Origin of the sequence: Sphingomonas sp. CV7422 (assembly GCF_027945725.1) — a bacterium.
Lineage (GTDB): Bacteria > Pseudomonadota > Alphaproteobacteria > Sphingomonadales > Sphingomonadaceae > Sphingomonas > Sphingomonas kyungheensis.
In genome coordinates this window covers 2,610,751-2,624,339 of record NZ_CP115900.1, presented here as the reverse complement: position 1 = coordinate 2,624,339, position 13,589 = coordinate 2,610,751, and the positions used below count along the sequence as shown (strand labels likewise).

The window sequence follows — 13,589 nt, the reverse complement described above, 5'->3', positions numbered from 1 at the left end:
GGCTTGCCGCAGTGCAAAAATTACGCGGTCAAGCAATATTCATGCGGGCAGGGCGATCAGTCGGCGGTCGCGTCCGCGATCGCCTCGACCGTCGCCGCATCATCGAAGCGGCGAATCACATCGAGCGTCCCGTCGGCGCGCGTCCGTGCGAGCAGCACGACGAATTCGGCATCGCTCGCGGGCAGTGCGACCGAGGCGAGCGCCGGCAGCGTCCGCCACGCGGCGCGGGCGCGGTGGCCGCGTCCCCCGGCGTCGCGCGGGCTGTCGAAACCGCCGCTCGGGCCATCCGCCCAGGCCGGCGTCGCGATCGGCGGGCGCGGCGCGGCGCGCACCGCGGCATCGAGCTCCGCGTCGAGCGTCGCCTGCGTCGCGTCGTCGACCATCTCCTTCCAGTTGATCACGCCGTAGATGAAGTCGATCACGTCGCCGTCGGACGAAAAGGGCATGAGGATGCCGCGATACAGGGTCGTCCGGCCGCGCGTGCCGACGAACTCCGCCTCGAACCCGATCGGCGCGCGATTCGCGATGATCTGCAGATAGTGATCGGTCAGCCGCGACAGCAGCGAGCGCCCGGGCACGTCGGCGACGCGGACGATGGCGGTGTCGAGCCCGCATTCCTCGCGCAGCGCCTGCCCGAGGAAGGCGATGGTCGCATCGTCGCTGCCGCCGGTGAAGTCGATCAGCACGCTGTGCGGCCCGAAATCGTCGATGCTTTCGGGGTGGAGATCGGCGATGCCGGGATAGGGGCGGCCTTTCAGCAGCGACACCCAGTGATTGTAGGCGCGCACGTGCATCCGCCGCTCGTCGCCGCCGAGATCGAACAGCGCATCGCCGACGCCGCCTTCATCAACGCCGCCCTCATCGCCACCCTGGCCGACGGCCGAATCGATCGTGCCGTCGCCATCGACCCGCTCGTCCTCATAGCCGCGCGCGATACCCATGAGCATACCTTCCTTCGCCGGGCCAGCCCCCGTCGCGACGCTTGTGCACGCTCCGTGGTAAACGGGTCGTAAAGCCGCCGATCAGCAATTTCGCTTTGCGACGATGCTTGTCAGCCGCGATCCGACCTGTTAGGCGCACCCTCGAACGGCGCTTCGCGTCGCTTCACCCCGTGCCGCTTTAGCTCAGCTGGTAGAGCATCGCATTCGTAATGCGGGGGTCACAGGTTCGAGTCCTGTAAGCGGCACCATCTACTTTATGGCACTTCCACAATAGCAGCGGCGGCGGCTAAGGCGAACAGGCCTTCGCTTGGTCGCCAGCGTGGGGCCGGGCTGGGGCGGCTTTGGATGGGCAGTCCGGCCGGTGGTCACTATATCCCGGCCTTCGCATCGAAACAGCGCGAACCTCCAACGTAGATGGTGAGCGGGGGTAAATACATGCGACTGTGGCTGCGGAAACGACCGTGCTGCAGATGCGGCAGCAGGTGGGATTGACTAGCGGCCGACTGTAACCTTCTCCGCGGCACCAGGTTCGTGGATGTTGGAAGCGTCGGCACCGCATGTATCAAATGGATCGTTTAAGCGGATACTAAGGGTCTGTCGCGTTACCCACTTTCAAACTGCTGAAGGCTTTTTGGCGCTGCCCTTCGTCTTTTTTGGCTTGATATAGACCGGCCAGCTGCCCGTCGCGTCGAATGTCTCGGCCCGACTTCGCAGAAAAGCCTTCGCCGCTGGCAGGATCAAGGCCTGGGCGTCGCTGAGGGTCATGATCGATTTGGGCGTTTTGCCGCTATGCGATCTCGTCGCGCCGTGGCGCCCCAACGGTCCGAGAATCGTGACATTGTTGGCGGTGCCGGTGAAGATGTTGACGAGGGCGGCATCCTGCTCGGTCACAGCGGCGACTTGTTCCTCGGTCCAGCCTTCGGACTCCATCCAGTCGAGGAGCGAGTAGAGCGTACGATAATCTGGGCCGTTGAAGCCGAGGTGCTTCAGTACGCCCCGCGCGACCGGATCCTGCCGAGCCTGCAAGATCATGTCCTCGGGGTCATAACGGTCACGCTTGATAATCTTGGTACCAGCCGGGAAGCTGGAAAGGGACGGGTCAAACGCCTCGACCAAGACATTGCCAACATTCGGCCCTTCCCGTCTGTGCTGATTTTGGAGGTCGATGATCATGCCGAGGGCAAATGGGTCATAACCGCCGACGCGCGGACCGACGCCGAGCATCATCGCTCCATCCAGAACCGCCTTCAGCGAAATCGCATAGTCGGTGAGTTCGTACTGGTTTCTTGCACGATCGAAATGCGGCGACGCATAAGTGAACTCGGTTGAGACATGTCCTGGCTCATTCTTCCAAAGAAGCACGTCGTTACTATTCCAGTGGTCGACCCAGTCGGACATATAATTTCGTACCGACCTAAAGATGAAACCCCAACGCGCGATCGGGTTACCGGTCATGTGTGCATTCCTTTCTTTCGCCTGGTTGCGCACTGCGTGCCCCGCCACCGCGCTTTTCTCGACATATTTAGGATTGGAGAGGCGCTGCCGAAAGCATACGTGCTGACGAGCAGCGATTTTCGCCCGCTCATCAAGCTTAACCCGACCGGCAGCGACTTTGACGACCGGTAGGTCAGCATGGTTTTCGAAATCGTCCTCGACGTCGAGTCGCGGCGGTATCAGCTCTACCAATATCGGTTTGATCGCTGGGAAAGAGATAGGCTTCGGTCCGACGCACACGCGAGCAACAGGCGGTTCACCCAGTCAGAAGACCGCCCATCCGCTTCGTACAGACTGAGATGCTGCGCTCAGGCAAGGCGCTGTTCGACATCGACAAGCTCACCCTAACGGTGCCGCAGGGGGAGGGCTCGCGCGTGTTCCTCAGAGCGCAGATGCCGGACGTGCCCGACTCGCTAGACGAGCTGAGAACATGCTCACCGGGCGCGAGCGGAAGGACGCCAGGAAGGCGGCGGGGCCGGGTTCGGGATCGGTTGATGTCGAGGAGGGTGGTTGTGCTCTTTATACTATGAATTGCGCCGGGTGTTTTCAGGTGCTCTCCGAGTCGAAATCTTTGGACTGCCGCCGAGGAGGATCTCCTGATCCACTCCCAGGAACTTCAAGTCTGTCTGAGATAGCCGTTGTAGGTGATCGGCGCCCAGTAGGTCGCGTAGAATGTTGGCCTGTGCTGTTGCCGCCGCGTTTTGGATTGCTGTACGGAGATCGTCCCGATTCTGCGCGGCAGAATAGGCGTTTAAGTAGCCACTAGTCACTGAGTTGAAGTAGTTACCCATCGTCGTCAGGCCGACCTTCCTCTCAAGAAGTGCAGGGGCGTTACCGCAACTCGCGATCCGCTCAGCAATTTTGACTATGTTCGAGGGCGGGACTCGGAGTTGATACGACCCAGTCCCCAATCTGCTCAGTTCCATTCCCAAGAATGCGGCGGGCTCATCAGGCATGTAGATGATCGTTTTGGAGCCTACGGCGCCTGGTTCGCCGATCGCCAACCCGAGGTCATCTAGGGCGGACTTCAGAAAACGGTGAAAGGTGCGCGCTTCTGCCTCGGACGCAAAGAATGCGACGATGTCATCGACGTAGCGTGCAACCGGGACCCGGCGCTTTATTAGTCTGCGGTCGAGGTCCCTAAGGTAAACCCCCGCATAAAAGGGGGACAGGGGCATTCCTTGCCTGACCCCAAGGCCGCCGCGAATACCAGCCTCCCAGACGATCGACCGCCAGCCTTTCTCTGCACCGTCCTCGATTTCGGTTGCAAGGAACGAGTGTAGGAGTGGAACAAGAGACCGCTGCCGCACGGTGCGCGAAACTGCGTCCTGCAACGTTGACCTTTCTACGTTGTCGAAGAATTTGTGGACATCGGCCTTGTAAACCCAAGGCCGTTCATTTCGCGCGCTACACGCGAACTTGCGGGCCCCCAAGACGCTTCTTTCGGGACCTGGTGCCAGCCCGAAGGCTACTGGATTATCTACTCCCATGGCGCGCAGCCTCGGGCGCAGTTGGTTGAGAATAGTGAACTGGAGAAGTCTGTCCGCAACAGTGGGGACGCAGATGATGCGATTTCCGCTACCATTCTCTTTCGGCTTTGCGAGAGCCAACAGGCCGTGCGGCTTGAATCCTGAGGAGACCCTGTATCGGAGTTCCCGTAGTTGCCGATCGAGCGACCGTTCGAATGCTGTGCCAGTGACGCGATCAGGACCGAAACACGATTTTGTCAATCGAGCTCGCTCAGCTTTCCAAACCGCCCTCAGAGCGACGATCGAGGTGCATAACTCAAGTCCGTTCACTAGCTGCCGCCGACCCCCCTAATCATCATGGTCGGCGGTATTTAGGAGCCGATCCATCCCATTCGGGTGGCCAGCTTTCGCCATGGTGCCGAGGGCAGTGCCGCCCGCCATAACGACGATCCGGGCACCGATCTCAACTGGAGATCGCAACAACAATCTACGGTAACGGGACCCCGACGGGGTCCGCTGCCGCAAGCAATATAGCCGCTCCCGCGGTTGGGGGGAAGCAAAGTGTTCGATGGGTGAGATGATCTTCGGCGGAACGGAGATCGCCTGTATAGCGACCAAGTCCGAAACGGTGCACGCAAAACCGGCCATCTTATATGGAAGGCTGACAGGCACCCGATCGCCGCCGCGCAAAGGGCTATTGCGATCCGCCCGCCAGCCTTCCATGATCGTTGCGCCTCCCGTGAAAGCCGGGGGGCGGGGCGTGAGAACCCCAATCGATGAACTCGGTCGCTGATTCAGGGGCCGGGTGGCATGCGCGCATGTCCAGTCGGTTTCGATCGATAAAGGCGCATGCGCCTGCTCATCGATCAGGTTCTCAACATCCGGCTTCGGCCGTCGCCCCGAGAGGAACATAGGGGTGGCGCAAGGTCTGAGCCGCACGTCGCCCCGCTAGGGGGCGGCATCATCGACAGCATCCACACCGTGACACGTCGGCACACCAGCGTCGGCGCGATGCTGCGCGTCCACGTCACATCACCGGGAGAAACACCATGCTTGTTAACACGAAGACGCTCGCTCTGAGCGCGGCGCTGGCGCTGGCCGCCTGCACCCACCCCGCCGACGTGTCTCGACCCTTGACAGAGGTCGCCGACAAGAACGCCCACTTCATGATCAAGGACACAGCCGCCGGCTTCTCGGTGGAGGTGCGCTACAGCCGCTACCAGTTCGTGCCGGAAACCTCGGCGCTCATGACCGCCTGCCGCCAACTCGCCACCGCGCGCGCCTACGACGAAGCGAAGCGGAGGGGCCGCGAGATCGAGCAGATCAACGAACAATCGGTCCGGGTTTCGACTGGGCGCAACATCATCAAGGCACGAACGGCTTGCCGGGCGTTCGCCGAAGCTAAATTGAAACGCTGACGTGCGCGGCGTGACGAGCAAGCTGCTCATCACCGTGTCCGTCATCGCCCTGGCGGCGAGCGGCTTCTATCTGACGCGTAAGAGCTCACCGGCCGATCCAATCACAATGCGGCAGACGGGGGAAAGCACAAACGACGGCCTCCTCGTCCGCCGCCGGCTGATCGACTACCAGAGCGTGATCAAGGAGGCGGTGGCGCAGAGAGCCAGCTTCCTTACCCTGACCCTCTCCCGCGACATCGTCCGGGATCAGGACCTCAAGACGTCAATCCGGTTCACGCCATTCCCAGCCTCCACGGCGCGCATACGAGTGAAATACCACGTCGAATATCCGATCGGCTACGTGCTGGCCCCCGGCAAGTTTCGGGTGGCGGGCGGCGAGGATGGCCTCGTAATCACGCTGCATAAGCCGCGACTGATCGCGCGACCGTCAGTGAAGCTGCTGTCTTACGACGTCCTGGAGAGCGGCGTGCTGATCGACGAGAAGACCGCGCTACTGGAGTTGCAGCAGCGAATTCAACCTGAGGCGGAAAGACTGGCGAAGGCTGTCTTACGCCGCCCCGACGTATTGCCCGTCAGCGAGCGTGCCCTGCGCGGATTCTTGAAAACCATACTCGAGCGCCAGGGCAAGGCGCCACCCATCACGTTCGACTACCGATGAACTGAAACCACCACCGGCGCCCGCCGGCATTATCAACCCACCATGGCCCTCGGAGCAATCCGGGGGCCTTTTTTCGTTGGAGAAGACCCATGCTTTCCATCCGCAGCGACGCCGAAATGGCGGCCACGCTCAATTGCCTTCTCGATCCGGAGCTCCGCTGTCTGCTGACTAACCGGCGCGACCAGCTGCTTGAATATGACGGGTACGATCTGGGCGAACTCGTCCACATCATCGTCGTCCAGGCGGGCGATGCCTTGCGGGAGGTCGAAGCCGAGGCGGGGGTGCCGCTCGCGACCAACCTCGTGACCGGCGCTCGGCTGGGCCAAGAGGAGTTCGAACCCAGCTTCGAATACGTTGAACGACACGGCTGTTGGCTGGAGGCCGTCCTGATCCTCTCGGACGATGGCTTCGGCGTCGTTTTGCTTGTCCCCGACCGTATCGACTCTGATCCCGCCCTGCTGGCGCTGCTCCGCCGTTACGGCTGATTGAACAACAACTCCAGCGAACCGCGTCCAGGCATCCCGCCTCGGGCGCTTTTTTTATGTCCGGATAAAATCATGCTGCATCTCTACGACCGCGCCACAATGGTGCGCGCTCTGAAGCTTGACCTCGATCCCCAGCTTCACCGCCTTCTCGCCCAGCGCCTCGGCTCCCTCGAAGAAGAGCTTATTGATTGGACCGAATATCTAGTGGTCGATCCCATGTTCGACTCAGAGGCAGACATCGTTCGGCAGGTGGGGTTCTCCCCGCTGGTCGATCCGATTGACGGCATCCGCTTCGGCTCCGCCGACTTCAAACCGGGCTACGACTGGTTGCAAGATCACAGCGGCTATTTCGAAATGATCATGACGTTCGGCTCGACCTTTGCCTACGTGCTGCTGATACGCGATCACGCTGAAGCCGATCCGCCGTTGCTGCGCTTTTGCCGTCTGTACGCGAGCGCTTCCGGCCCCGACCGAGTGTGACACGGGTCCGGCGGCGGCGATTTCTGTGAACCTGCAATCCTGGCGCACCCCGCCGCTCGTCTAAAGCCGATTATCGCGGCGGAACTTATTCCCTCATTACTTCTTTTTCACAACACCCGCCCGACCGAATCCCCTCGGGCGAACACGGCAAGGCCGGCGCTGCTCGCGCGTCGGCCGCCTTCCAAACCGGCGAGCAGTCACATCAGTGGCTAGTGCACATGATCGGCGTCCCCGGACGTACCAGGCGTGGCTTCAAGCCGAGGTTTGGTGAGCAGTTAAAGCTCCGAGCATCGCATTGACGTATCCTCGTCAGGATCGCCTGATGGGCATCGTTGCCGGTTGTCGAAGGTTGAATGGGATTTTTACCAACGCTATTCACCGCACTACTGAGCGATCTCGCTGAGTTGCGACGAAAGTTTGTCGCTTTAATTTGCTTCTTCATGGGCGCTGGCATTCATCCAGGAGCCAACATGATACAAATCGCGAACAATTTTGATAAGCATCGCTCTGTTGCCGGTCTTTCGGTTACAAACAAGATTTCTGGCAACGTCAATAGCGAAGCCCATATGTTTTGGGGGAGGTTTGGCTTCCTCCCCGGATCTAGTGAGGGGCGCGGCGTCATCCCGCATGGCGTCGTTGCTTTGGAGACTCGTGATGAGAAAATCTACGGAGATCTGTGGCATTTTCTAAAGCGCGAGCGTGCGCAATCTCTCCTAATTGCCACGTCTGGAGAAGCGGATCTGCAGTTTTTCGCTACCGGCAAATACTCTCTGTCTGATCTGCGTCAGGCCGTTCCAGATGGAGTAATCGTGCACTGGGGGGGGCAGTGAGATCGCCTTACCCGGGGGCAATGACTTTCGCCCCGATCAGTATAAGGCGCGCACCCTCACCGATCTGGCCGTTCTCGAGCTCTCCAGTGCCAGACCGGAGGCGTATCCGGATGCACATGAGGCATTGGTCACCGGAAACCCGCTAGAGCAGTTCACGTTGCGTGGGCATCTGGCTGAATTGGAGGCTGCGGCGCTGGAGACAAAACCGCTGCTGGGAGGTGTGGTGCTGGCGGGGCAGGCGACGATCATCTTCGCACCACCCGGCTCGGGTAAGACGCTGCTGACGATATGGCTGCTGGTTGAGGCGATAGCTGCGGGCCGCGTCCTCGGCGGCAACGTCTACTACATGAATGGTGACGACAGCAGTTCCGGCGTCGCGAATAAGGTGCGCATTTTTGAAGAGGTCGGCGCGCACATGATTGTGCCCGGCTTGCAGGGTTTCACCGCCGGCAAGTTCGTCTCTCTGATGCGGGAGATGATCGCGACCGACACCTGCCGCGGTGTCGTGATCGTGGTCGACACGCTCAAGAAGGTGGTCGACACCATGGACAAGAAGGACAGCGCCGAATTCGGTCAGATTGTCCGAGAGTGCGTCGCGAAGGGCGCCACGTTCATCGGTCTGGGCCACACTCGAAAGAATCCGAGCGCAAATGGTAAGCTGGTGCACGCCGGCACCACGGATTTGCTGGAGGACGCGGACGCGGCTTGCATCCTCACGCCTTTGGAGGCGCGGCCGGGCTCCGGCGAGAAATTCGTGCAATTCCTGTCGATTAAGCGTCGCGGCGGGAACGTCGACGAGGCGTTCGCCTACGCCAACGGCAATACAGCGTCCTACGATGAGCTGGTCGCGTCGGTGAGGCGTGTGGATCCCGTGAACGTCGAGCGTCTTGTCGGTGAGGCGGAGGAGCGAACCGACGAGCCGATCATCGATGCGATCGTCGCCTGCATCGCGGAGAGTGCGGTGCAGAAGATGCAGCTCGCGCAGGCCGTGGCTAAGCGAGCGAGGGTCAGTGCCAGAGCCGCAATTAAGGTCATAGAGCGCTATCAAGGCGATGATCTCAGCCGGCACCGCTGGTCGTACTCAGTGCGGGACCGTGGCGCCAAGGTCTACCGGTTGCTGACGACCTAAACCCGTCGGGCGGGCTCAGGTTTTCAGTTTCGCAGGTCGTCGCCGGGGCGGGGGCGGTGGCGACCTGAAATCCTGGACCGGTCTCATCCCGGCCTGCGCCGGCGTGCCCGTCGCCGCCGAGGAGCCATTCTCGCGAACCGCACAGCGCCGCCCGGCGCGCCCCTGAACCTCACCCCATCCGGCTGGCGGCGCTTCTCTTCGCTTCCGAGTCATCGATCTTTAGAAAGGATAATTGAATGCCTAAAGCCACTCTCACCGCTTCCTTTGTCGTCACCGCGCAATGCGCGCAGGGTAGGGCGAAGACGGACTATTACGATACGGCGACGACCGGTTTTGTACTGGAAGTTCGATCAACCGGTGGGCGGACCTACTATCTTCGCTTCGAAGATGCCGGCGGTCGGCAACGACAGCATAAGATTGGTCGAGCGGAGGATATTACTTTCGCCGCAGCGAGAAAGGCCGCCCAGCGCCTTCGTTCTGAAGTCGTAATGGGCGGTGATCCCGCGGCGAAGAAAGCAGAAGCGAAGACCGTGCCGGTTTATGCTGAACTGGCGGCTATGCACCTCGCCGACGCCCGGCTTCATCAGCGCTCATATGGCACCACGGAAATGTACGTTCGACGTCATATCTTGCCTCGCTGGGGCAGGACACGCTTGACCGAGATCGACAGTCGCGTGGTCGCTCAATGGTTGGCGGACAAGCGAGCCGAGGGCCTGGCTCCCGCGACGGTCGTCAAGATCAAGGCGATCATGGGGCGGTCGTTCGAACTTGGCGCTCGCTGGGGCGTCGCGGGATGCGATCGCAACCCAGTTCGCGGGATCCAGATGAAACCGCTGAACAATGCGCGGGAGCGGTACCTCAGTGCGGGCGAGGCCGACCGCCGGCTGGCGGCCGCTAAGCGGTCACGCAATCCGCTGCTGGCGCCGGTGGTTGGAATGCTCTTGCTCACCGGCATGCGGGTGTCCGAGCTACTGTCGACTCGTTGGGAACACGTCGACCTCGAGCGGCGCACGTTGTTCGTGCCGACCTCGAAAACAGGTCGCTCGCGCTATGTTCCTCTCGCGTCGGCGGCTCTAGACCTCATCGCGGACTTGCCGAAGGCATCCGGTGCGACGTTCCTGTTCCCTAACCCAAGGGACGCAAGCAAGCATCTGACTACGATCAAGCATGGATGGCAAGCTTGTCGCGACGCAGCAGATTTGCCGGAATTGCGGGTTCACGATCTCCGTCATTCTGCAGCGTCCTTTATGGTCAACTCCGGCGTTGATCTCTTCGCTGTTGGAAAGGTTCTTGGGCACGCCAATGTGGCAAGTTCCGCCCGCTATTCACACCTTGCGAATGATACGCCGCTCGCCGCCGTTGAGGCGGGTGCCGCCAAACAACAGTCCCGCATCTCCTGATCAACTTCACCCCGCACGTGCGCTGACTTCGGTCGGTGGGCGTGCGGGGCCACCTTCCATTCAATATTTTTTTGCCGCTCGGCGGCGATCACAAGGAAAGCACGTCATGAAAACTCACAGTCCCATCTCCGCCGCAGCGATCATCATTCGGCTGCCAACCGCAGACCCGCACGCAGGTTTGCGGAGGCTGATCAGCGAAGCGGGGCCGAGCAAGCACGATCGCGCTACTGTATTCATCATTGCCGCCATAACAGAGGGGATCAACACCGGCCCGGCGATAAGGGAATTGGGCGGACAACTCGGCCTCGATCCGAGCCATGTCGCCATCATTCTGCACCGGCTAGCCGGCGACAACCCTGAAAGGCATTGGTGGCGACGCGGCAGCAATGGCGCTTACAGCTTGCTCACCTGATCGATCCGGTTGGAGCGGGGAGCCAGCATGGCTGTAAACGCCCGTTCCGCTAAGGCAGGAGCGCCAAAACCGATTTCGAGGGATCCATATACCCTTCGAGGCGGCCGAGGCGCTCCTGCCTTTGTTATAGTATCTACGCGGCAGCTTGCTCTGGCGCTAATCACCGGCTGCCGCCGCCGCGCACGACTCGACGGGATGCGGCCCTCCGATGGGTGTGTGATCAGAGAACCGGCATTCATCACGTTGGACTTAGCTCAGACCCAACTTGCAGCATGTCAGCCTTATCGCGCACATTGGGACGGCCCCAAGCGCCGAACGGCACCGCTAGCTAAGCAACGGCGCGTCTAAGCCTTCCTGATTTGACCATTGCGGTCCTCTCTCCTCCTCGAATGAAGAGCTGTGGTCGCGCACCGGGTGCGTAGCCGGGGCAGGAGCCGGACGCCGGCCACGAGTGCAATTTAGAAAGCTTGAGCGCCGTGTCGGCCGCCCAAGGGATCGCAGCCGACCCAAATGCCGACGTGTCTCGTCGCTTAGCTGCGATCGACCCATCGCAACGCCTACGCTTACCTTCTACTTGAATCGTTGCTTCACATAATCGGTGACTGATCCGCCCGATAGTTCCGCAGTGGCGTTGCCGCCTCGAACGAAGAAGCGATGAGACGCTCCATCTTTCACGAATGCTGGCTTAGGACCGGCTTCGCATTTGATGGCTAAAACAGTCGTTCCTCCCTGCTCAGTGAAATGCTGATGAACGTACGGCAGAAACACGTCGCCGATTCGGTCGCGAATAAGGTTGACGAGGTGTAGCCCCATTTTATCATTATTGGCGAAAGCGTCTGCCGCGAGGCCAATCGGTGTTCCGTCATCAGAGACGCCGATCAGCAGTGATCCACCTTGATTATTGAGGAAGCCGGCGATTGTTTTCAGTACACTGAGCTGCATTTTTTCATCCTGCTGCCCAGTGTGCATGTTGGTGCGAAGCGTTGATTTAAATTCGATTGCGCCATTTTCGCCTTCGGCGATAAGCTCTGCGACTGAAAGCGGCGCGGCAGGCAGCGATGGCTGATCCCCGCGCAAGGTTCGCCATGCGTCACGCACTACCCTGGCCATGCGCTGGCGGCGCTCGATTAGGAACGTCTCGTAGCCAAGTTCCCACCATAGAGGCGGTAACGCATGAAGACGATACGAGCGCTCTCGTTCCACGCCGCTCATTGCAGCGTCTAGGGCTGGCACATAAGCGGACGGCGCTTGCTTGCCGATCTTGATATTAGACGGCCATTCCACAGCGGCAAAGTTGGCGATCTGGTTGATAACCTTCAGGTCGTTCACGCCCGTGTCCTCGAGGTAGCCGCGCGGAAACAGGTGATGCTGCTCCAGCGCAGCCTTGCTCCCCTTGATGGCGGGATCAACCAGCGAAGCGATGCTCATTGGGCTGAATAGCACAGGAGCGTCGAGCTTCACCAAAGCCGCCTGATAAGCAAACAAAGTAGGACTAATCGACGCCGATGTTGCAAGCTGATTCGGAAGAGTGATCTCCCAATAATCGTTTGTCAAAACGGTGTCGCAAAGCGATCTCAGCTTCGCGATGTACGCGTCGGCATGGGGCAGGTCACGTAGCTGCGCGAGATCCGCTTCTACACGGGTCTCGGGTGAATTTGTGTAGCGTCCCGTCATGGACGCCATCGAGAAAAATTCTGCGGCTACCTGTCGCATTACCGAGCGATCAACTGCAAAATCGCGAATGCCGATTAGGTAGAGCACGTAGGTATAGATGACGGTCGAGGCCGAACTGATCATTTTCTGGCCACGGTAGCCGGCGAGGGTTAGGGCACTTAGAAAGTGGTGCCAATTGGCCGTGTTAAGCACGACCGCCTGTGCCTCCTTCATCAGCTCGAATTGAGCATCGCGCTTCGACGCGACATCAAGCCCGGTAACTGGGTCTCGCCCTCGTAGCACAGCGTAAACGGCCTCAAGGCGAGCACGCTTCAGCGCTAAGCCGACGGTTGCGCGAAGCATCTGGTCGGGCGAGGGCTTGATAAAGTGGTTGAATGACGAGGATTGGCCATCTGCCGGCAAAGTGGCCTGGCGAGAAAACGCCTCCAAGGCCGCGCGTCCCTCGTCCCAGAAAACGGACATCAACGTTAGGATGAAGTCGGCTTGGTTGAGCGACTTACCCTTGCCGTTAATGCGGACGAAAACGTCCGCGATAGTCTGTTCGTCGATTGTTGAGGAAAGAGTCAACGCCGTGAAAATGTAATTCGGTAATGCCTTCAAACTATCGATTGCGTCGTCAATTGCCTCTTCCTCGTCATCGCTTATCTCCCTGGCTTCGCGAAGCTCTCCGAGAAACGTCCTCTTGAAGGAGCCTGCTCTGAAGTCGGCAGCCCACAACCGCGATATATCCGGGATGAAAGATCGGTCTTTTCGGATGGCGGCGTCCGCTACTTCAAAGCGACGGGTCAAGGGATTGAAGGCAATCTGAATGCGCTCGCGTTTGAAATTGGCACGCAGCACCTCCGACCCCTTTATCACGGCGTAAAGGGATGTGAGCCGCTGCTGTCCGTCGACAATCGCCAACTCGGGCACGGACTGCTTTGCCGATGTCCCTATGCTTTTCAGCGTGTCGTTAGCGCCGGTCTTCCAGAGCAAGAGAAAGCCGACAGGATAACCCCGATACAGGCTGTCAAAGAGATCTCGAACATTGACGTTTGGCCAAACGAACGGCCGCTGTAGCTCAGGTAATCCGATCCTGCCAAGATCGATGTCTTCGATAAGCGACACAATCGGTATGCTGCTTGTGGTAAAAATAGCCATCAGCTTCCTGTCGCCTCATTATCAGATCGGAAATACGTAGCGGGATTGCGTTCGCGTGG

General features: G+C 60.0%; 12 protein-coding genes and 1 tRNA gene. 9 read left to right on the top strand and 4 right to left on the bottom strand.

Annotated elements, in window-relative coordinates; translation table 11 throughout:
* Nucleotides 1-56 precede the first annotated feature (56 nt).
* The gene (locus tag PBN85_RS19010) at nucleotides 57-941 is read right to left on the bottom strand and encodes a PAS domain-containing protein (RefSeq protein ID WP_443026744.1); all 885 of its coding nucleotides are present in this window, start codon (nucleotides 939-941) and stop codon (nucleotides 57-59) included.
* A gap of 172 nt (nucleotides 942-1,113) precedes the next feature.
* On the opposite strand from PBN85_RS19010, the gene PBN85_RS12410 reads away from it, so the two are divergent.
* Nucleotides 1,114-1,189 (top strand) — tRNA-Thr (locus PBN85_RS12410).
* A 364-nt stretch (nucleotides 1,190-1,553) separates the two neighbouring features.
* Here PBN85_RS12410 and PBN85_RS12405 read toward each other — a convergent pair.
* Together PBN85_RS12405 and PBN85_RS12400 are read right to left on the bottom strand one after the other, a co-directional pair.
* On the bottom strand, nucleotides 1,554-2,627 hold the full coding sequence (locus PBN85_RS12405) for a hypothetical protein (RefSeq protein WP_271299202.1): 1,074 nt from the start codon (nucleotides 2,625-2,627) through the stop codon (nucleotides 1,554-1,556).
* A gap of 332 nt (nucleotides 2,628-2,959) precedes the next feature.
* Nucleotides 2,960-4,234 carry a reverse transcriptase domain-containing protein gene (locus PBN85_RS12400; protein WP_271299201.1) on the bottom strand — a complete coding sequence of 425 codons (1,275 nt, stop codon included), beginning with the start codon at nucleotides 4,232-4,234 and terminating at the stop codon, nucleotides 2,960-2,962.
* 719 nt (nucleotides 4,235-4,953) lie between these two features.
* On the opposite strand from PBN85_RS12400, the gene PBN85_RS12395 reads away from it, so the two are divergent.
* The 8 genes from PBN85_RS12395 to PBN85_RS12360 all read left to right on the top strand — a co-directional run bounded on the left by PBN85_RS12395 (nucleotide 4,954) and on the right by PBN85_RS12360 (nucleotide 10,716).
* The gene (locus PBN85_RS12395) at nucleotides 4,954-5,322 is read left to right on the top strand and encodes a hypothetical protein (RefSeq protein ID WP_271299200.1); all 369 of its coding nucleotides are present in this window, start codon (nucleotides 4,954-4,956) and stop codon (nucleotides 5,320-5,322) included.
* 10 nt (nucleotides 5,323-5,332) lie between these two features.
* Entirely contained in the window at nucleotides 5,333-5,980 is a 648-nt protein-coding gene (locus PBN85_RS12390) for a hypothetical protein (protein ID WP_271299199.1), read from the top strand.
* An 89-nt stretch (nucleotides 5,981-6,069) separates the two neighbouring features.
* On the top strand, nucleotides 6,070-6,465 hold the full coding sequence (locus PBN85_RS12385; RefSeq protein WP_271299198.1) for a hypothetical protein: 396 nt from the start codon (nucleotides 6,070-6,072) through the stop codon (nucleotides 6,463-6,465).
* A 72-nt stretch (nucleotides 6,466-6,537) separates the two neighbouring features.
* Nucleotides 6,538-6,945, top strand: coding sequence for a hypothetical protein (locus PBN85_RS12380; protein ID WP_271299197.1), 408 nt, complete (start codon nucleotides 6,538-6,540; stop codon nucleotides 6,943-6,945).
* A 353-nt stretch (nucleotides 6,946-7,298) separates the two neighbouring features.
* Entirely contained in the window at nucleotides 7,299-7,775 is a 477-nt protein-coding gene (locus PBN85_RS12375) for a hypothetical protein (protein ID WP_271299196.1), read from the top strand.
* Between the two features lie 157 nt (nucleotides 7,776-7,932).
* Nucleotides 7,933-8,904: an AAA family ATPase gene (locus tag PBN85_RS12370; RefSeq protein WP_271299195.1), complete on the top strand. Its 972-nt coding sequence runs from the start codon at nucleotides 7,933-7,935 to the stop codon at nucleotides 8,902-8,904.
* A 236-nt stretch (nucleotides 8,905-9,140) separates the two neighbouring features.
* Nucleotides 9,141-10,304 (top strand): site-specific integrase, encoded by a 1,164-nt coding sequence (locus PBN85_RS12365; RefSeq protein ID WP_271299194.1) that lies wholly within the window; start codon nucleotides 9,141-9,143, stop codon nucleotides 10,302-10,304.
* 106 nt (nucleotides 10,305-10,410) lie between these two features.
* Nucleotides 10,411-10,716, top strand: coding sequence for a hypothetical protein (locus PBN85_RS12360; protein ID WP_271299193.1), 306 nt, complete (start codon nucleotides 10,411-10,413; stop codon nucleotides 10,714-10,716).
* Nucleotides 10,717-11,286: 570 nt separating this feature from the next.
* On the opposite strand, the gene PBN85_RS12355 is transcribed toward PBN85_RS12360, so the two are convergent.
* The gene (locus PBN85_RS12355; protein WP_271299192.1) at nucleotides 11,287-13,530 is read right to left on the bottom strand and encodes a GmrSD restriction endonuclease domain-containing protein; all 2,244 of its coding nucleotides are present in this window, start codon (nucleotides 13,528-13,530) and stop codon (nucleotides 11,287-11,289) included.
* Between the last annotated feature and the right edge of the window lie 59 nt (nucleotides 13,531-13,589).

Bases quoted from the DNA above. Each gene is read 5' to 3' on its own strand.
- PBN85_RS12355 (WP_271299192.1), bottom strand. From the start codon at position 13,530: ATGGCTATTTTTACCACAAGCAGCATACCGATTGTGTCGCTTATCGAA.
- PBN85_RS12395 (WP_271299200.1), top strand. From the start codon at position 4,954: ATGCTTGTTAACACGAAGACGCTCGCTCTGAGCGCGGCGCTGGCGCTG.
- PBN85_RS12360 (WP_271299193.1), top strand. From the start codon at position 10,411: ATGAAAACTCACAGTCCCATCTCCGCCGCAGCGATCATCATTCGGCTG.
- PBN85_RS12365 (WP_271299194.1), top strand. From the start codon at position 9,141: ATGCCTAAAGCCACTCTCACCGCTTCCTTTGTCGTCACCGCGCAATGC.
- PBN85_RS12385 (WP_271299198.1), top strand. From the start codon at position 6,070: ATGCTTTCCATCCGCAGCGACGCCGAAATGGCGGCCACGCTCAATTGC.
- PBN85_RS19010 (WP_443026744.1), bottom strand. From the start codon at position 941: ATGGGTATCGCGCGCGGCTATGAGGACGAGCGGGTCGATGGCGACGGC.
- PBN85_RS12375 (WP_271299196.1), top strand. From the start codon at position 7,299: ATGGGATTTTTACCAACGCTATTCACCGCACTACTGAGCGATCTCGCT.
- PBN85_RS12380 (WP_271299197.1), top strand. From the start codon at position 6,538: ATGCTGCATCTCTACGACCGCGCCACAATGGTGCGCGCTCTGAAGCTT.